The 19,737-nt window shown below is 31.3% G+C and carries 23 protein-coding genes; 2 read left to right on the top strand and 21 right to left on the bottom strand.

Annotated features, from left to right (window positions below):
- Positions 1–3: 3 nt before the first annotated feature.
- From ABGT36_RS01225 to ABGT36_RS01210, 4 genes are all read right to left on the bottom strand, one after another.
- Positions 4–225 (bottom strand): hypothetical protein, encoded by a 222-nt coding sequence (locus ABGT36_RS01225; RefSeq protein ID WP_296882282.1) that lies wholly within the window; start codon positions 223–225, stop codon positions 4–6.
- Positions 226–318: 93 nt separating this feature from the next.
- Entirely contained in the window at positions 319–1,077 is a 759-nt protein-coding gene (istB, locus tag ABGT36_RS01220; protein WP_087285701.1) for an IS21-like element helper ATPase IstB, read from the bottom strand.
- Entirely contained in the window at positions 1,064–2,326 is a 1,263-nt protein-coding gene (istA, locus tag ABGT36_RS01215; RefSeq protein ID WP_346676425.1) for an IS21 family transposase, read from the bottom strand. The genes istB and istA overlap by 14 nt, the downstream gene beginning before the upstream one ends.
- A 185-nt stretch (positions 2,327–2,511) precedes the next feature.
- A complete protein-coding gene (locus ABGT36_RS01210) occupies positions 2,512–3,258 on the bottom strand; it encodes a DeoR/GlpR family DNA-binding transcription regulator (RefSeq protein WP_308697559.1) in 747 nt (248 codons plus the stop codon).
- 202 nt (positions 3,259–3,460) lie between these two features.
- Between ABGT36_RS01210 and ABGT36_RS01205 the strand changes: the two genes are divergently transcribed.
- Together ABGT36_RS01205 and ABGT36_RS01200 are read left to right on the top strand one after the other, a co-directional pair.
- Entirely contained in the window at positions 3,461–4,609 is a 1,149-nt protein-coding gene (locus ABGT36_RS01205) for a GTP-binding protein (RefSeq protein ID WP_346676424.1), read from the top strand.
- Entirely contained in the window at positions 4,609–5,550 is a 942-nt protein-coding gene (locus ABGT36_RS01200; protein WP_300630398.1) for a GTP-binding protein, read from the top strand. The genes ABGT36_RS01205 and ABGT36_RS01200 overlap by 1 nt, the downstream gene beginning before the upstream one ends.
- A 45-nt stretch (positions 5,551–5,595) precedes the next feature.
- On the opposite strand, the gene ABGT36_RS01195 is transcribed toward ABGT36_RS01200, so the two are convergent.
- The 17 genes from ABGT36_RS01195 to ABGT36_RS01115 form a co-directional block, all read right to left on the bottom strand.
- A complete protein-coding gene (locus ABGT36_RS01195) occupies positions 5,596–6,291 on the bottom strand; it encodes a biotin--[acetyl-CoA-carboxylase] ligase (protein ID WP_087298796.1) in 696 nt (231 codons plus the stop codon).
- 387 nt (positions 6,292–6,678) lie between these two features.
- Positions 6,679–7,545 carry a DMT family transporter gene (locus ABGT36_RS01190; RefSeq protein ID WP_346676423.1) on the bottom strand — a complete coding sequence of 289 codons (867 nt, stop codon included), beginning with the start codon at positions 7,543–7,545 and terminating at the stop codon, positions 6,679–6,681.
- Between the two features lie 106 nt (positions 7,546–7,651).
- The gene (gene fabZ / locus ABGT36_RS01185) at positions 7,652–8,077 is read right to left on the bottom strand and encodes a 3-hydroxyacyl-ACP dehydratase FabZ (protein WP_087298890.1); all 426 of its coding nucleotides are present in this window, start codon (positions 8,075–8,077) and stop codon (positions 7,652–7,654) included.
- A 4-nt stretch (positions 8,078–8,081) separates the two neighbouring features.
- Positions 8,082–9,323: a beta-ketoacyl-ACP synthase II gene (gene fabF, locus ABGT36_RS01180; RefSeq protein WP_087373862.1), complete on the bottom strand. Its 1,242-nt coding sequence runs from the start codon at positions 9,321–9,323 to the stop codon at positions 8,082–8,084.
- Between the two features lie 8 nt (positions 9,324–9,331).
- Entirely contained in the window at positions 9,332–10,084 is a 753-nt protein-coding gene (gene fabG / locus ABGT36_RS01175) for a 3-oxoacyl-[acyl-carrier-protein] reductase (RefSeq protein ID WP_087298793.1), read from the bottom strand.
- 1 nt (position 10,085) lies between these two features.
- The gene (gene fabD, locus ABGT36_RS01170) at positions 10,086–11,018 is read right to left on the bottom strand and encodes an ACP S-malonyltransferase (protein ID WP_087298792.1); all 933 of its coding nucleotides are present in this window, start codon (positions 11,016–11,018) and stop codon (positions 10,086–10,088) included.
- Positions 11,018–12,082, bottom strand: coding sequence for a nitronate monooxygenase family protein (locus ABGT36_RS01165; RefSeq protein WP_087298791.1), 1,065 nt, complete (start codon positions 12,080–12,082; stop codon positions 11,018–11,020). Before ABGT36_RS01165 ends, fabD begins: the two co-directional genes overlap by 1 nt.
- A 2-nt stretch (positions 12,083–12,084) precedes the next feature.
- Positions 12,085–13,017 carry a DUF561 domain-containing protein gene (locus ABGT36_RS01160; RefSeq protein ID WP_087298790.1) on the bottom strand — a complete coding sequence of 311 codons (933 nt, stop codon included), beginning with the start codon at positions 13,015–13,017 and terminating at the stop codon, positions 12,085–12,087.
- 3 nt (positions 13,018–13,020) lie between these two features.
- Positions 13,021–13,962, bottom strand: a complete 942-nt coding sequence (locus ABGT36_RS01155; RefSeq protein ID WP_087373859.1) for a beta-ketoacyl-ACP synthase III — start codon at positions 13,960–13,962, stop codon at positions 13,021–13,023.
- A gap of 8 nt (positions 13,963–13,970) precedes the next feature.
- Entirely contained in the window at positions 13,971–14,432 is a 462-nt protein-coding gene (locus tag ABGT36_RS01150; protein WP_087298788.1) for a MarR family winged helix-turn-helix transcriptional regulator, read from the bottom strand.
- Positions 14,425–15,375 carry an acetyl-CoA carboxylase carboxyltransferase subunit alpha gene (locus ABGT36_RS01145; RefSeq protein WP_087298787.1) on the bottom strand — a complete coding sequence of 317 codons (951 nt, stop codon included), beginning with the start codon at positions 15,373–15,375 and terminating at the stop codon, positions 14,425–14,427. The genes ABGT36_RS01150 and ABGT36_RS01145 overlap by 8 nt, the downstream gene beginning before the upstream one ends.
- Positions 15,375–16,247: an acetyl-CoA carboxylase, carboxyltransferase subunit beta gene (accD, locus tag ABGT36_RS01140; protein ID WP_087298786.1), complete on the bottom strand. Its 873-nt coding sequence runs from the start codon at positions 16,245–16,247 to the stop codon at positions 15,375–15,377. Before accD ends, ABGT36_RS01145 begins: the two co-directional genes overlap by 1 nt.
- A 3-nt stretch (positions 16,248–16,250) precedes the next feature.
- Complete coding sequence (locus tag ABGT36_RS01135; protein WP_087298785.1) at positions 16,251–17,603, bottom strand: acetyl-CoA carboxylase biotin carboxylase subunit; 1,353 nt, start codon at positions 17,601–17,603, stop codon at positions 16,251–16,253.
- Positions 17,604–17,605: 2 nt separating this feature from the next.
- The gene (gene accB, locus ABGT36_RS01130) at positions 17,606–18,067 is read right to left on the bottom strand and encodes an acetyl-CoA carboxylase biotin carboxyl carrier protein (protein WP_087298784.1); all 462 of its coding nucleotides are present in this window, start codon (positions 18,065–18,067) and stop codon (positions 17,606–17,608) included.
- Positions 18,068–18,143: 76 nt separating this feature from the next.
- On the bottom strand, positions 18,144–18,371 hold the full coding sequence (gene acpP, locus ABGT36_RS01125) for an acyl carrier protein (RefSeq protein WP_087298783.1): 228 nt from the start codon (positions 18,369–18,371) through the stop codon (positions 18,144–18,146).
- Positions 18,372–18,565: 194 nt separating this feature from the next.
- Complete coding sequence (locus ABGT36_RS01120; protein ID WP_158095179.1) at positions 18,566–18,709, bottom strand: hypothetical protein; 144 nt, start codon at positions 18,707–18,709, stop codon at positions 18,566–18,568.
- A 180-nt stretch (positions 18,710–18,889) separates the two neighbouring features.
- Positions 18,890–19,666, bottom strand: coding sequence for an HD domain-containing protein (locus tag ABGT36_RS01115; RefSeq protein ID WP_087373857.1), 777 nt, complete (start codon positions 19,664–19,666; stop codon positions 18,890–18,892).
- Positions 19,667–19,737: the final 71 nt, after the last annotated feature.

The following is a 19,737-nucleotide window of genomic DNA, read 5'->3' as shown; positions in this document are numbered from 1 at the left end:
TATTTAGTCTGTATTTTTTGATGATGTTTTTTTATGGTCTTCTAACCATTGTTTTTGTAGTTTTTCTAATAAAGATTTTAGTTGATCCTGCTTTTCTTTTGATAAAGCCGATAAAATTAAACTTTCATCTTTTCCATGTTCTTGCAGTTTTTCACTCTTGTGTTTAGCCACTTGGCCACAAATTGATAATAATTTTACTAATTCATTTTTACTTACTGATTTCATCTCATCCACCCTTCCTTAACAAAAAAAGAGTTGTGCCTCACGATTGGATTTACGTGATATAAAAGTCAAGATAATTTGACCAATTTGTTGCAATTAAGTGTTCTCAGTTTTTTTAGGATTTAATTTATCTTTGATTCGATAAGATGGACCTGTGATATTAAATAAATATGAATAATGAAGAATCCTGTCTAATATGGCTTTAGTTATCATTTCATCATTTCCTAATATCTGTGGCCATTTATCAAATGAAATATTGCTTGTAAAAATAGTAGATCGTTTAGTATATCTTAAATCAATCAATTGAAAAAATAATTTAGCTTCCAGTGGTGTTATTTCATTAAATCCAACTTCATCAATGACTAGCAGCTTATACTTATAAAAGAGTCTTAGTTTTCTTTCTAATGTCCCCTCATTATATGCCTGTCTTAGTATATTGATTAATTTATTAAATTTAATAAAATATACACTATTTCTTCTTATAGCTACTGTATATGCAATTGCTATTGCCAAATGTGTTTTTCCAGTACCAGGGTTACCTACAAATACGATATTTGTAGCATTTTCATAAAAATCCGATTCAATAATGGATCTTATTTTTTCTTCTTTTATACCTGGCTGAAAATTAAAATCATAATCATCAACTTTTCTTAGAAAAGGAAATGCTGCTACTTTTACATTATAAAGTCTGTTATTCTCCTCTTTAGCTATCACTTCCTTATTCAGTATCTTATGCATTACATGCAGTTCTTCTTCAGCTATTTCATTATTCATTACTAATGAATTTAAATATGAATATGCTGATTTCAGTTTTAAATAATTCAATTGTTCCAGTACATCATTAGTCATTGTCATAAATTATATTCTCCAGTTCTTTTAATATTATTTGATTGCTTTCTTTAACTGCCTGCTTATCTGTTTTCTTATAATAAAGTTCATGTTCTTCTTTTATATTAAATTTATTATTAGTAATAGGATGTTTTTCAATAATTTTTCCGTTATAATATATAAGAAGTTCTTTGTTTTGGACCGCTAGTCCGACACGTTTTCCAATATATTCTTGTGGTAGGGAATATTTATTGTATTTATACTGGAATAGCGATTCATTTGTAACATAGACTTCATTTAATTTAAGGTGATACCTGCTTCTGATTTCTTTGCTGGGTAACGGAAGCAGATCACCTTTTTCTTTTTCTAAAAGAAAATTTCTAGGAAGCCTTGTTGCCTGTGAGGAACGTTCATTATCCTCGTTATTGATTATTTCCAGTTTGTCATGTATATCAGATAATCCGCTATAATAACCGTTATAATTTTTAAGCTGATCTACTATTTTATTTTGTGTCTCAGTTTTTCCTTTGGTTTGAGGTCTATATGGCATACATGGCATAGGTGTTATTCCATAATCTTTACAGAATTCTTCAAATTTACTGTTTAATAAAGCTTTATCATCAGCTGATTTACGAGGCTTTTCTACAAATGCTTTAAGATTGTCAATGACCAGTTCTTTAGGAACACCACCGATTTCTTCAAATGCCTGGGCTAAAAATATTAACAGGTTATCAGTTGTAGGTTTTAATATTACCTGCCTGTAATTATATCTTGACCATGATAAAGTCAGAGTAGGAATATATACTACTGTCTGCGTGCCATTTTTATCTGTAAGTTTAACTTTTTCTTTCATATCGAACTGAGCCTGTTGACCAGGATTGGTTTCAAAACGTTCGATAAAAGAATCGGTTCTGTAATTTTTAAATTTACTATTGAGCTCTTCGTTATCCTTAATGTATCTGAAAAATGTCGAACGTGTACAGGTGATACCATGTTCACGTTTCATAAAATAATAAATATGATCGATATAATCAAAATTTCTCTGTTCATCACACAAATATTTGTATATAAGATCTTTATAATCATCTAAATATCTTTTTCTGTTTCTTGTTTTTTTAGGTGCGATACCGTTTAGCCTTCTGCTTAGTGTTTTTCGGCTACAGTTTAATTCTCTTGCAAGTTTAGAAACATTCAATTTAATTTTTCCTTCCTTATAGGCTCTGCTTAACATTAAAGCCTGATCCAAATTATTTATTTTAATGACTGCTGTATTCAATATAATTCACTCCTTTACAGGAAAGAATTATATCAAAAAAGATTACCCTGATTAATGCAAAGTGTAACCACTTATCTGCAACAATTTGGGTAATCTTATTTTAACTTTTATACGTGATAACACAACTCATCTTGACTACTTAAATTATAACAACATTTATTATTTTCAACAAACGATATTAAATACTATACCGCGATTACTTCAATTCCTTGTTCTTCTAAATACAATTTACTACTTTCATTTATTTTATCATCAGTAATCACACAACTAACTTGACTAGTTGGTACTAAATTAACTAGACCAAGCCGACCAAATTTACCTGAATCACTAACAACGATAACTTTATTAGCTTGTTTGGTCATATCTTTTACCGTTTCCCCTCGCATAAAATCATTACCAGTAAATCCAGTTTTTTCATTAAAGCCATCGATTCCAATAAATAATTTATCCACAAAAAAAGGTTCCATACATCTTTTAGTAATTGGTCCAACCATAACCTGAGATTCTTGTTGATATTGACCACCAAGCAAAATAATATCAACATGACCGTTTTTTCTAATATAATCAGCAATAAATGCTGAATTAGTGATGATTGTCACATCTTTTTTAGTCTTAGCAATCTCTAAGGCTAATAAAGCACAACATGAACCAGATTCAATCATAATTGTTTCCCCGTCATTAACCATTGTTGCCCCGTAGCTTGCTATTTTCTGTTTAATATCATAGCGATAAGCTAAACGATTATTAATATCATCACTTTCATTTAGCTTAGCATAACCGTGTTCTCTAATTAAAATACCGGTATTTTCTAAATGATCTAGATCTTTACGAATTGTAACCTGGGATACTCCTAATAATTGCGATAACTTACTTACTTCTACTTTTTTATATTTCGTAAGTAAATCTAATATCTTTGTATGTCTTTCATTCATAACTATCACTCTCTTTGACAAAAGGATAACATAATCAAATTTTATTAGCAACTTTTCTTATCTTTTTATCACTTTCAACATCAAATTACTTACAAAACTTAAAACATCCATTTATATATTACTTTTGTCTTTTATGATAAGATACATCATTTGAACGATTAAATTCTTAATGCTATAATAGTCACGAATAGGAGATGATTTAATGACAAAAGTAGATATTATTTCTGGTTTTTTAGGGGCTGGTAAAACAACCTTTATAAAAAAATTAATTAATGATGTATATCAAGGTCAACAAATAGTTTTAATTGAAAATGAATTTGGTGAAATTGGTATTGATGGAACTTTTATGAACAATGCTGGTATTGAAGTAACTGAAATCAATTCCGGTTGCATTTGTTGTAGCTTAGTTGGAGATTTTGAAGCTTCATTAAAAGAAGTATTAGAAACTTATCATCCTGACCGCATCATTATTGAACCATCAGGAGTTGGTAAACTATCTGATGTAATCAAAGCAGTTGGTGATGTTAACAGCGATGAATTAGAACTTGATAATTATATTGCTGTTATTGACGCTAAAAAATGTCGTTTATATACTAAAAACTTTGGTGAATTTTTCAACAATCAAATTGAATATGCTTCACTAATTATCTTAAGCAGAACTCAAAATGTTACTGAATATCAATTAGATGAATGCATTAAAATCATTAAAGATCATAATGATAAAGCAAATATTATTACTACACCATGGGATCAGCTAACAAAAGAAACTCTTGTTAATGCATTTAGTGATAGTGATAATTTACGAGATGAATTACTAGCTGAATTAGATGTTTGTCCAGAATGTGGTCATCATCATGAACATCACCATGACCATGACTGTGATTGCGAACATCATGAACATCATCACGATCATGACTGTGACTGCGAACATCATGAACATCATCACGATCATGACTGTGATTGCGAACACCATGAACATCATCACGATCATGACTGTGATTGCGAACATCATGAACATCATCACGATCATGATTGTGGCTGTGGACATCACCACCATCACCATCATGCTGATGAAGTATTTACAAGCTGGGGTAAACAAACACCTAAAAAATATACTAAAGAACAGTTAGAAGCTATTTTAAAAGAGTTAAGTAGCGATAATAGCTTTGGCAATATCTTAAGAGCAAAAGGATATGTTGATAGTAATGAAGATAAATGGTGGTATTTTGATTTAGTACCTGGTGAATACGAAATTAGAACTGGTAATGCTGATTTTACTGGACGTATTTGTGTCATTGGTGAAAAATTAGATGAAGCTAAATTAGATGCTTTATTTGAGGGAGTGGCTTAATGAGTACTCGAGTATATATTTTTGCAGGATTTTTAGATAGTGGTAAAACTACATTTATTAATGATACTTTAAGTAATCCTGATTTTTATAATGGTGAGGATACTTTGTTAATTAGTTTTGAAGAAGGCGAAGTTCCTTATCAAGAAAGTATCTTAAAAAGAGCAAATACTAATTTAGAAATTCTTGATCATGAAAACTACACAACTAATGATTTAATGGCATTAGAAAATAAATATCATCCTACGCAAATTTTAATTGAAGCTAACGGGATGATGGATTTGAACGCATTTGTAAAGGAAATTGTTCCTGAAAACTGGAATGTTGTTCAAGTCTTAACAACTATTGATACAACTACCTTTTCAATGTATGTAAGTAATATGCGTTCTTTAGTATATGGGCAAGTTGTATTTAGTGATTTAGTAATCTTTAATCGTTATAATCGTAATGTCAAAAAATCATCATTACGAAATAATATTAAAGCTATTAATTCTAATGCTCAAATCATCTATGAGTTACCTGACGGTACTATCGATACTTTAAATACTGAAGAAGAAATGCCTTTTGATATTAATCAAGATCGAATTGAAATTCTTGATCATGATTTTGGTATTTTTTGTATGGATGTTATGGATCATCCTCGAAAATATGAAGGTAAGACAATTAAAATCAAAGGTAAATTTATTGGTTTAGACCGAGTATTAGATAATGGATTTGTCTTAGGACGACAAGCAATGGTATGTTGTGAGCAAGATACATCTTTAATAGGTTTAATTTGTATTAGTCCTTTAGCTAAAAAACTGATTCCTGAAGAATGGGTTAGCGTTGAAGGAAAAATACAAGTTGAATATGATACTGAATATCAAATGGATGTGCCAGTATTACCAGTAGATCATCTTGAAGTCGTTCCACCACTAGATAATCCTTATGTTACATTTGATTAAAAAAGAAGCTATAACGAATAAACCTTTTTATTCGTTTAGCTTCTTTTATTTACTGTGTAATGAAATCTCATTAATCAGCTTATTATGTTTTATATTATTACTATCGATAAAATCAACAGTACCATCTTCATTTAATGATGTAAATGTCACTAAACCATAATCTTCAAAGTTAACTTTTTTATCCTTTAAATAAGCAATATCATTGACATAATCAAGAATTTTATTATAACATCCTTGTTGATAAAGATTATAATAAATATTAAAATACGTTAACATTGCAATCATTAAAGACTTCACATGATACTCTTGACCTGTTTTCATTTTCATCGATGCAAAACTACCACTAATAGAATTAACATTCAAGCCAATTCCTACTATAATTCCCTTTAAATTTGATTCAAAAACAGCCTCAACTAAAATCCCGCAAATTTTCAAATCATCAACATAAACATCATTTGGCCATTTTATTTTTGCTTTGATCCCATAACGTTCTAATAAACCTACTACGCTACAAGCAGCTATTTGTGTCATTTTATGTAAATCCTGAGGGTTTTTAAAATCCTTAACCAAAATACTCATTAATAGATCTTCGCCCGGCTTGCTTTGCCAAACATGACCATTTCTCCCTTTACCACTGGTTTGATAATTACAACGTACAACACTTAAATTATTTAACCGGTCAATATTTTTTTTTACGTACTCATTAGTTGAATCCACTGTATCTAATTCGATATAACTCATCATTACCACCCCACTAGATACTTTTAATTATAATACAACCTTACCGATTAAACAAATAATTCGCTACATATCCGTATAAAAATATTATAAAGATTAATAATTTAAATCCAGGTCATTAATTTTATACCAGCAGATCAACTTTCTCATATTTTCTCTAAATTCTCATTTAAATCCTTATTAGCACCAACATAAATAAATATATCTCATCATCAACTTCTAACCCAATTTAAAAATAAATAACATTTTTTACAAACAAGTATATAACATAATTTGATAAACTTTTTAACATCAAAAATCAATCCTCTCCACGATACAAGACTATTTTTATAAAATCAATATTATCTATTAAAAAGGCTTGATTTTTTGCATAATCAAGTCTCTTTACTATTATAATTCCACAGTTCTTCTACGTTGATATAAATAACTAAATAAAGCCGCTAAAATAATAATTACATATCCAATAATACTCATTAAATCTGGAATTTGATTTAGGAAAACAAATCCTAAAATCGCTGCAAAAACAATCTGGCTATAATCGAAAATTGAGATATCTTTTCCAGCGGCATTGTTGTAAGCAGCAGTAATTGCAAATTGGCCACCAGCAGCCATTAAACCAGCCCAAATTAAAATTGCAGTTTGTGATAATGTCATTGGCTGATAATTGAAAATTAAGTATGGCACTACGCTTAAACAAGAAAAACATGAAAAGAAAAAGACAATTTTAGGACCAGAAACACCTTGTTTACCTAATTGACGAACACAAGTATAAGCAATCCCAGCACCTAAAGCCCCTAATACCCCTATTAATGAATTAACATTATTTAAAATATTTAAAGATGGTTTAATTACAAATAAACTACCAATAAATGCAATTATTATTGATATTTTCTGAACTGTAGTAGCCTTCTCTTTTAAAAACAACGATGAACAGATAATTACAAAAAATGGTGATAATTTATTAAGCATTGATGCATCACTAACTAAAAGATGATCAACAGCATAAAAATTACATAAAATTCCTAGGGTTCCAAATATTGAACGTAATAATAACATTTTTAAATCTTTGCGATGATATTTAAATCCTTCTTTATTTTTTACTAATATTCCAAAAGCAAAAAAAACTGCAATTAAATTTCTAAAGAAACTTTTTTGGATTGAAGGAATATCACCTGCTAACTTTACAAAAACATTCATAGCTGCAAAGAAGAAAGCCGCTAAAATTATATATATCATTCCTTTTTTAGTGTTATTCATAAAAGCCTCCATTATATCCATATGAATTATAACGAATTAAGTCTTCCTGTCAAACATTTTGCTTTAATAAAAAAGTGGTATCGCCATAGCCATACCACAATATTTATTATTGTACTGCAAATGTTAATTCTGCCTTACAAACAACTTTTCCATCAACCTTAGCAACAGCTTCACCAATACCAATTGGTCCCTTTTGCTTTGTTAAATGACATTCCATTTCTAAAACATCACCAGGTGTAACTTGTCCTTTAAATTTACATTTATTAATTCCACCAAAGAAAGCAATTTTTCCTTTGTTTTCTTCTTTAGAAAGAATAGCAATACACCCTACTTGTGCTAATGCTTCTACAATTAAAACCCCTGGCATTACATGATGTTGTGGGAAATGACCACAAAAATGCATTTCATTAACACTTACACATTTAATTCCTTTTGCATATTCACCTGGTTTATAATCAGTGATTCGATCAACTAAAGCAAAAGGATAACGATGAGGATTTATTTCTTGAATTTGATTACTATTTAATTCCATCTCTCTATTCTCCATATTTCTTAAATACAATTGTTGCATTATGTCCACCAAAACCTAAAGAATTTGACATAGCAACATTAACTTCTTGTTCTCTACCAACATTTGGAACGATGTCTAAATCACATTCAGGATCAGGATTTTGATAATTGATTGTTGCTGGAATATAACCTTCTTCAACTGCTTTAACACAGATTACACCTTCGATTCCACCAGCAGCACCTAAACAATGTCCTGTATTTCCTTTTGTTGAAGAAATAGCTACGTTTTTAGCAGCTTCACCTAAAGCAGCTTTAATAGCTAAAGTTTCACCTTTATCATTTAATGGTGTACTTGTTCCATGAGCATTAATATAAGTTACATCTTCTGGTTTTAATCCAGCATCTTCTAAAGCGTTAACCATTGCTTTAGCACCACCAGAACCATCAGATAATGGAGCAGTAATATGATAAGCATCACAACTAGCACCATAACCAACCATTTCACAATAGATATGAGCACCACGAGCTTTAGCATGTTCTAATTCTTCAAGAACTAATATTCCAGCACCTTCACCCATTACAAAACCGCTACGATCAGCATCAAATGGGATAGATGCTCTTGCTGGATCATTATTATCACAAAGTGCTTTCATTGATGTAAATCCACCAACTCCAAGTGGTGTAATACTTGCTTCAGCACCACCAGCAACCATAATATCCTGGTATCCATCGCGAATATTTCTAAATGCATCACCAATTGCATTAGTACCACCAGCACATGCTGTTACTGGACAAGTACACATTCCTTTAGCTCCTAAATCAATGGCAATATTACCAGCAGCTAAATTAGTAATAGCCATTGGTACAAAGAAAGGGGAAACACGATCATATCCTTTTTGTAAAGCTTTACTATGATCTTTTTCAATTGTTCCAATTCCACCGATTCCACTAGAAACAGCTACTCCAAAACGATCAGCATTAATTTTATCAATTTCTAAACCAGAATCTTTAAAAGCTTCTCTAGCAGCGATAACCCCAAATTGGGTAAAACGATCCATTTTACGAGCAGCTTTTTTATCAAGATAATCAGCTACATTAAAATCTTTTACTTCTCCAGCAATTTTTACTTTTGTTAGGGAATTATCATAATTTGTAATTTCTCCAATTCCACAAACACCGTCTTTAATACTTTTCCAAGTTTCTTCTACATTATGACCAATTGCATTAATTGCTCCAATACCTGTAACAACAACTCTTCTTTTCATCATCTTTCTCCTTACATCGCCATTCCGCCATCAACGTGAATAGTTTGCCCTGTAATATATTTAGCATCATCACTAGCTAAAAAAACAACTGTATTAGCAATATCGCTAACTTCACCTAAAGTTCCTAATGGAATTTGTTTAATCATATTTTCTTTAATATCATCTGGTAATACATCTGTCATTGCAGTTTTGATAAATCCCGGAGCAACAGCATTTACTGTAATTCCACGACTACCTACTTCACGAGCTAATGACATTGTCATTCCAATAATACCTGATTTTGTTGCTGCATAGTTAACTTGTCCAGCATTTCCCATTACACCAACTACAGATGACATTGAAATGATTCTACCATAACGTTGTTTCATCATGATTTTAGTAACATGTTTCATGCAGTTCCATGTTCCTTTTAAGTTTACATCAACAACTGCATCAAAATCACTTTCTTTCATTCTCATTAATAAATTATCTTTAGTGATTCCGGCATTATTTACTAAAACATCAATTCTACCAAATTCTTTAACTACTTCTTTAACCATTGCCCCAGTTTCTTCAAAAGAAGCAACATTTGCTTGAGCTAACATTACTGTTGCCCCAGTAGCTTCAAGTTCATCTTTAGTTTTTTGGGCAATTTCTTTATTATCACCAATATCAATATAGTTTACTACAATTTTAGCACCTTCACGAGCACATGCAAAACAGATTTCTTTACCAATTCCTTGAGCTCCACCAGTTACTAAAACTACCTTATCTTTTAATTTCATGTTACTCTCCTTTTAATCCTGCTAATGTTTTTTCTAAAGACGCCTGGTCTTCAACCTGATAAGTTTTAATTTTACGATCAATTTTACGAACAAAACCACTTAACACTTTACCTGGTCCAATTTCGATAATTGTATCAACACCGTTAGCTATCATATAACGAATACTATCTTCAAAATATACTGATGACATTACTTGTTTTTCTAACATCTTAGCAACTGTTGTATCTTCAGCTAATTCTTTAGCTGTACTATTAAAAATTACTGGTACTTTCATTTCATTGAAAGTTACTGTTTCAAATCTTTCTTTTAACTTAACACTTGCTGCTTCAAGTAATTTAGTATGGAAAGGACCACTTGTATTTAAAGGAATTGCTCTTCGAGCACCTTTTTCTAATGCTAATTCACTAGCTTTAGTTACTGCTTTAGCTTCACCACCAATTACTAATTGTCCAGGACAATTATAATTAGCAATAGATACAACTCCTAATTCACTAGCTTCATTAACAGCTTCATTTAATAAATCACGGTCTAAACCAATAATAGCAATCATTTTACTTTCAATACCAGCTGCTGCTTCTTCCATAGCTTGACCACGGAAACGAACTAAATTAATTGCTGTTTGATCATCTAATACTCCAGCTGCATTTAAAGCTGAGTATTCACCTAAACTAAGACCAGCAACATAATCAGGGTTAATACCATTTTCTTTTAATAATTTAGTTGCTACTACAGCAACAGCAACCATACATGGTTGTGTATTACTTGTTTTAGAAAGTTCTTCAATTGGTCCTTCAAAACATAATTTTTTTACATCAATATCTAAATCAATCTGATCAAAAACATCTTTAGCTACTTGATAGTTGTCATAGAAAGATTTTCCCATACCAACAACTTGACTTCCTTGACCAGCATATACAAATCCAATCTTACCCATTATTTAAACCCTTCCTTTAATTCATCCATTAATTCTTTCACTGTAACAATTTTATCATTACGATATCCATTGCTGCCACTAAAAACCAAACCTTCATCAAGATTTCCTTTAGCTGCGTTAATCAGTGCCGAACTAATACAATACGGTGTTGTTTTAACATCACATGGTACTAAACAATTATAACATCTTTTAACCGGAATGCGCTCATCATTTTTTAAACGTTCAGTAAGTTTTGTCATAATTGCTCTTCCTGGCATACCTACTGGTGATTTAACGATCTCAATGTCTTCTTTTTTAGCGTTGATAAATGCTTCTTTATATTTAATATCAGCATCACATTCTTCAGTACAAATAAAACGTGTTGCCATTTGCACTCCATCAGCACCTAAATCCATAAATTGTTTAATATCATCAGCGTCATAAACACCACCAGCTACGAAAATAGGTATTTCTTTTTGATATTTTTCAACAAAAGGTTGTAATGTTTCTTTTACTTCTTTAAAAATATCGGCTAATTTAGCTGTTGTTTTATTTAAAACATCTTCTTTATGAAAACCTAAATGTCCCCCAGCTTCGCTTCCTTCAATAACAACAAAATCTGGAGCAACATGATAGCGACGATCCCATGTTTTACAAATTAATCGCGCTGCTTTACCACTTGATACGATTGGTGCAATCTTAACTTTAGTCCCTTTAACAAATCCAGGTAAATTCATTGGCAATCCAGCACCAGAAATAATAGCATCTATTTTATTTTTAATTGCTACTTCAACCATTTGAGCATAATCAGTAATCGCCACCATGGCATTAATAGCTACCATTCCCTTACCTTTAGCGATTTCCTTAGCTTTTTGGATTTCTTTTGCCAGCTCTCTTTTATTAACTTCAGTTGGATTTTTTTCAAAATCTTCTGCTCGATAACCTGGATGTGCTGTGGAAATGACCCCCATTCCACCGTTCTTTGCTACGTGTCCTGCTAAGTTTCCTAGTGAAATACCGACTCCCATGCCCCCTTGGATTATTGGTACTTCTAACTTCATATCACCTATGCAAACACTTTTCATTTTTATATCTCACTTTCTAATCTATTTAATTCATTTTTACAATCATCAAATAAGTTTTTAATAATTGTAGCTACTGGTTGGATTTCATTTACCATTCCAGCCACTTGTCCGGCCATTAAAGAACCATTATCAACATCACCTTCAAGTACTGCTTTTCTTAAAGAACCTAAAGTATATTTTTCAAGTTCTTCCATACCAGCACCTTCTTTTTCACGTTTAATGTATTCTTTAGCCATTTTATTTTTAATAATTCTAACTGGTGTTCCACCAATTCGACCTGTAACTGTTGTACTAGTATCTTTAGCTTTAACAATAGCTTGTTTATAATTTTCATGAATTGGACATTCTTCACTAGCTAACAGACAAGTTCCTACTTGAACACCACATGCTCCTAAAGCATAAGCAGCTAATACTTGTTTACCAGAAGCAATTCCTCCAGCTGCAATAACAGGAATATTAACAGCTTCAACTACTTGTGGTACTAAAGCCATTGTTGTTAAATCTCCAATATGCCCACCAGCTTCAGTTCCTTCAACAATAACTGCATCAACGTTATATTTTTCTAAACGTTTAGCTAAAGCTACACTAGGTACTACTGGTAAAACTTTGATACCAGCTTCTTTCCAAGCTGCTACATATTTACCTGGATTACCAGCTCCTGTAGTTACTACCGGTACTTTTTCATCAATTACCAATTGTGCCATTTCATCTGCACAAGGATTCATTAACATAATATTAACCCCAAAAGGTTTATCAGTTAAACTACGGCAAATTTCAATATTCTTTTTCAATGTTGCTGTGTCCATGCCACCAGCACCAATTAACCCTAATGCTCCTGCATTAGATACACTTGCAGCAAATTCACCTGTAGCAATATTTGCCATTCCCCCTTGAATTAATGGGTATTTAATTCCTAATAATTCATTTAGCTTCATATTCTAACTCCATTCTATTAATGTTGCGCCCCATGTTAGACCGCCACCAAAACCTACACAAATAATTTTATCACCAGATTTTAACATTCCTTTGGCATTCATTTCTCCTAAAGCTAAAGGAATACTAGCCGCTGAAGTATTTCCATATTCCTGCAAATTCATATAGAACTTTTCAGGTTCAGCTTTCATTTTTTTATAAACATTTTTTATGATCCGATAATTAGCCTGATGACAAACAACATAAGCGATATCATCAAATTCTAATCCTGTTTTTTCTAAAATCGCATTAATACTTTCAGGAATTACTTTAACTGCAAACTTAAAGACTTCCTGTCCGGCCATCGTTAAATAATGATTATCCTCTTTATTATTTATTGCTGGCGCTTTTAATGCTCCTATATTTCCTGCCGAATTACAATAACTTGCAAATAAACCATCACCTTGACTGACAACAACAGCTCCAGCTCCATCACCAAATAACACACAAGTATTACGATCGGTAAAATCAATAATTTTTGATAATTCCTCACTTCCAACTACTAACGCATATTTATCCTTAGTATTTTTTAGTAAAGCCTGAGCAACAGTTAAAGCATAAACAAAACCACTACATGCTGCGCTTAAATCAAAACACATTACTTCATGATCATTTAGCCCTAATCTTTCCTGCAATAAACAAGCTGTACTTGGTGTAAAATAATCAGGTGTCATTGTCGCACAGATGATTATCCCAATTTTATTTTTATCTATTTTTTCAATTGCCTGCAAAGCTGCTTGATAAGCCATCTCTGTGCAATCTTCACCTTTACTAATATGTCTTTTTTTAATCCCGGTTCTTGATACGATCCAATCATCCGATGTTTCAACCATCTTTTCTAAGTCGAAGTTATCAAGAATATTTTCTGGTGCATAATAACCGGTAGATAATACCTTTATTCCATCCATATAATCTCCTAATACTTTTCTTTGATATCCTCAAAGAAATAAACCAACTGTTGTAACGATTTTATTAATAATTCATTATCTAAAGCGTCACTATCTTCGCAAACACGACTAACCATTTCTTCATGAAATTCACTATGTACCTTACAAACACGAGTACCTTTTGCTGTCAGCTCAACTCTAATTATACGACGATCATTTTGATCTTTATGACGTTTAACATAGCCTTTAGCCTCTAATTTTTTTATCGCTGTAGTAATAGTACCATTAGTAAGTGTTGCCTTTGAAGCTATAGTTGACATTGTAGGACTTGATAAAGAACTAATCGCGTCAATAATATGCAATTCTGAAACACTTAAATCCTCAACACCATGAGCAACCATATACTTACTTTCAATGTCAAGAATTTGATTGAACAAGCGTACAAAAAGATGATTAATTAATTCGCGATTTAAAATATCTCGATTAGTCATTCGTTGCTCTACCCATTTCTCTATATTTTTGATAACGCTTATTAATTAATGAATTTTTAGATAACTTCATTAATTCTGATAAAGTATCTCGAATATAAACTCTTAATCGTTTATAAACATACTCAGGCTTTTTAGTAATACCACCTTGTGGTTCCTGAATAATTTTATCTATAATTTTCATTTGATATAGATCTAAAGCTGTCAATTTCATTAGTTCGGTAGCTTCCTGTACTCGTTTTCCTTCTTTATCCTTCCATAAAATAGAAGAAAATCCTTCTGGTGAAAGTACTGAATAAACACTGTTTTCTAACATTACGATACGATCACCAATACTAATACCTAAAGCACCACCACTATTACCTTCACCAATTACAATAACAATAATCGGTACTTTAATTTGTGACATTTCCATCAAATTTCTAGCAATTGCTTCACCAATACCATTTTTTTCAGCTTCTAAGCCTGGATAAGCACCTGGAGTATCAACAAAAGTAATAATTGGACGATTAAATTTCTCAGCCTGTTTCATCAATCTTAATGCTTTACGATATCCTTCAGGTGATGACATCCCAAAATTACATTTAATGTTTTCTTCAACAGATCTTCCCTTCAAATGACCAATAACAGTACAAGGAATGTCATTAAAAAGTGCTAAACCTCCAACAATAGAACCATCGTCTTTATATAAACGATCACCGTGTAGTTCAATAAAATCATCAAATAAATTATCAATGTATTCATAAACATTAGGGCGATCAGGTTTACGTGCTAAATAAACACGATCATAAGCTGTAATATTTTTATACGCTTCAGATTCTAACTTTTTCTTAGTATTTTCAAGATCTTGAATTTGTAATGTATGATCAACTTCCTGATCCTCTCTTAGCTTTAATATTTCAAGTTCAATTTCTTTAATTTTAACTTCTTTTTCTTGTAATGACATTATTGAACCCCCCGACTATGCATTTTTAATATCCTTATAATTGTTTCCCGCATTTTAGGACGTTCAACAATTAAATCAATAAATCCCTGTTCCAACATAAACTCTGTTCTTTGGAACCCCTCAGGTAATTTTTGTTTGATTGTTGATTCAATTACACGTGGTCCAGCAAACCCAATTAATGCTTTAGGCTCACCAATGATAATATCTCCTAACATGGCAAATGAAGCCGTAACTCCACCTGTTGTTGGATGAGTAATATATGATATATATAACAAACCAGCTTCATGATGTTTAGCTAAAGCAGCACTTGTTTTAGCCATTTGCATCAATGAAATAATTCCCTCTTGCATTCTTGCACCACCAGAAGTAGTAAAAATAATCAATGGTGCTTTTCTTTTTGTAGCATGTTCGATTGCTCTAGTGATTTTTTCACCAACTGCTCCGGACATACTTCCCATTAAAAAACGCGAATCCATTACACAAACAACGACTTTTTTACCATCAATTTTTCCAGTTGCACAAACTACAGCCTCATTTAATTTTGTAGTTTCTTTTAATTTATTTAATTTATCTTTATACCCTGGAAACATTAATGGGTCATTCGATTGAATATTACGATATAACTCTCTATATTTACCCCCATCATAAAGAAGTTTTAATCGCGTATATGCCTGCATCTTTAAATGTGCCCCACATTTTGGACATACATAATAATTTTCTTTTAAATCAGCAGTTAAAACCGTTTCCCCACAATCATCACATTTTGTATATAGACCATCAGGTACTTCGATTCTTTTATTATTTTGTATTTTATGCCGGAATGATTTAAATAAATTTAATTTTGCTTTCCGTTCCTTAAATAATTCTTCCATCTACTATCTCACCAGCTTATCTAAATTATTTTCAATGAAACTAGTATCAAAATTACCCTTTACATATTCACTTGAATGTAAAATTAAATATTGTAATTCTTGATTAGTATCAATTCCATCAATTACCAGTTCCGCTAAAACACGACGCATTCTGCGAATCGCTTCTAATCGATTTGATCCATGTACAATTACTTTAGCAATCATTGAATCATAATGTGAAGAAACTCGATATCCTTGATATAATGTTGTATCAATTCTAACTCCTGGTCCACCAGGTAGATGAACACTATTGACAACTCCTGGACATGGTCTAAATCCTTCTTTAGGATTTTCAGCATTGATACGACATTCAATAGCATGACCATTTAAATGAATATCACTTTGTTTATAAGTTAGTTTTTGATTAGCTGCTATTCTGATTTGTTCTCTTACCAAATCAACACCAGTAACCATTTCTGTAATTGGATGTTCTACTTGAATACGAGTATTCATTTCAATGAAATAATAATTTCCATTTTGATCTAATACATATTCAACGGTACCAGCATTACGATATCCTGCTCCTTTAGCAGCCTTAATGGCATCTTCACCCATTTTTTGTCTTAATAATGGTGTTAAAGCTTTGCTAGGTGCTTCTTCAATCATCTTTTGATTTCTTCTTTGGATTGAACAATCACGTTCACCTAAATGGATTACATTACCATAATTATCCGCTAAAATTTGGAATTCAATATGTTTAGGATTTAAAATTAATTTTTCTAAATACATATCATCATCACCAAAACAAGCTTTAGCTTCAGCCTTAGCAGTTAAATACGCATCTTCAAATTCTTCTTCACTAAAAGCTTTACGCATTCCGCGTCCACCACCACCAGCAGAAGCTTTGATCAATACCGGATAACCGATTTTATCAGCGCAAGCTTTAGCTTCTTCTAATGTATTAACACTACCATCACTTCCTGGTACAACTGGTACTCCAGCTTCAATCATTTTTTGACGAGCCATACTTTTATTTCCCATCATATCAATGACATCACCACTAGGACCAATAAATGTCATTCCACATTCTTCTACCAAACGAGCAAATGTTGAATTTTCTGATAGAAATCCAAAACCTGGATGAATGGCATCACACCCTAAAGCGGTAGCAGCACTTAAAATATTTTTCATATTTAAATAACTATCAGCTGCTTTTGCCGGACCAATACAAACGGCATAATCAGCTAATTGAACATGCAATGAAGTACTGTCAACATCTGAATATACAGCTACTGCCTCAATTCCTAATTCTTGACAAGTTCGAATAATACGAACTGCGATTTCGCCACGATTAGCAATTAAAATTCGTTTAAACATTGTTAATTCCCTTCAATGATCATTAATACTTGATCATATTCTACTAAATCTTCACTATTTGCCATAATCGCAGTGACTGTTCCATCGATTGGAGCTTTAATTTCATTCATTACTTTCATTGCTTCAACAATACATAATACTTGACCAGCTTTTACTTTGCTTCCAACTTCTACATATGGTTTAGCAGTTGGTGAACTAGCAGCATAGAAAACCCCAACGATTGGTGATTTAACCGGTGTTCCACTAACTTCTGGTTCCTTGTTTACTGGTGCTTCTGGCACTTGACTAACTGCAGGAGCAACCGGTGCTACTGGCATAGAAGCAACTGGAGCACTAACAACGTTTACAGGGGCAACAGGTGCTTTTTCTAATTCTAATTTTATATCTTCAATTTCCACTTTCATTTTAAAAACATCAGAGTTTTCAAACTCAGTAATCAATTGTTTAACTAAATCAATATTCATAATGTCCTCCTTTATTTTGAATATCAAAGTAATTTTTTAAAAAAATTATTACCCAGTCACTCTGGGTAATAAATTATTAAGAATTTGCTTCGATATAATCAACGATATCCTGAACAGTTTTCATTTCAGCTGCTTTTTCATCAGGAATTTCAACATCAAATTCTTCTTCTACTGCCATAATTAATTCAACAGCATCTAAAGAATCAGCTTCTAAATCTTCTTTTAAGTTAGCTTCTAAAGTAACTTTATCTTCATCACAACTTAAAGAATCTACAATTATTTCTTTTACTTTTTCAAATACCACGTTATATTTCCTCCTCGTGTTTATTACGCACCCATTATATCAAAATATAAATATTTGTAAATAGTTTGATGTTCAAAATTTTTATCAAAATATGAAAAAAGCTCTGAAACACTAGTAAAATCAATAATTTTTCATTAGATTTTCTTAAAAAATATTTATATAATCAAACAAATATTACCATTCTTAAAACATTTTTAACTAATTAAATAACTATTTTCTAGTAATTCTTTTAAATCATCAATTCCCTCTTCAATCAATTCTTCTAATTTAGTATCCTTGACCATTTCTTGTTTTTTTCGAGTATAAATAATCTTGTACCCACATCCATAAACAATCAATTACCAGCTTCATTTAAAAAAACACCTCCGTATAATAAATTATGTTTTATTTTTTTATATAATCCCCATTTTGATAAAAATGACAAAATTCAACAGTCTTGCCAGGCTTAAAGTTTTACAAAATTTATTCCCTTTTATAGCTATAATAAAGCAAAAAAAGAATTGCTTAAAACAATTCTTTTAATCATTAGTATTTCTAAACAAAAAATCAATACAACAATTTTTCATTTGTTGCATCTGTAATCGAGTATCAGCATCTTTAATATCTAAACGATCCATTAAACGAATGATATAACGATGACTATTAACATATTCCAGACTATATTCAAATTCCAAACCAAATACTAAAGCTAAAAAAGAAACCCAACGATCTAAATCTGTTTTCCGATCAGTACTTAAAACCGTTTTACAAGACATAAAAGTCCTAAACACCTTAACAGTAACAACATCATGTTCTAACTTAAATTGACTAGTCCCTAAAAAAGCTTCAAACGTTTCTAATAATCCAGTTTTAAAAATATCAATTTTATCACCATCACGAATAATTCGACAATGAAGATCCGTTTTTGATTCTAATCCTGTTTCAATTTCATATTTATTATGATTATATATCGCAGTCTTGATAATTGGATAATACTTTTTATCTATTTCAAACTTTTCAATTAAATTATCATCAAATAAAATAGTTACTCCAAGATTAGCATGATCGATGGTTTGACTGTCAATAAAACTTTGATATCGCTTCAATTGTTCAAAGCGACCAATATCATGCAACAAACCAATCAACCCAGCTAGTTGTATATTTTCATCATCTAAATTTAAACTAGCAGCTATTTCCTGGCAACGTTCCATTACCCGATATGTATGACTAATTTTTAAAATCACTTTATCGTCATTTTGATCATAATTATTAACATATTCATTAAATACTAATTTTGCTTTTTTTAAATCAATCATCTTTATCACCAAAATCAATTATAAATTATTTATCTTATTTTGGCTATGTTGATCAAAAAAGATTTATTAAA

This window comes from Erysipelatoclostridium sp. An173, assembly GCF_963931465.1.
Classification (GTDB): Bacteria; Bacillota_I; Bacilli_A; order Erysipelotrichales; family Coprobacillaceae; genus Thomasclavelia; species Thomasclavelia merdavium.
Note: the sequence above shows the minus strand (reverse complement) of the source record. Positions and strands in the feature narration are given on the sequence as shown.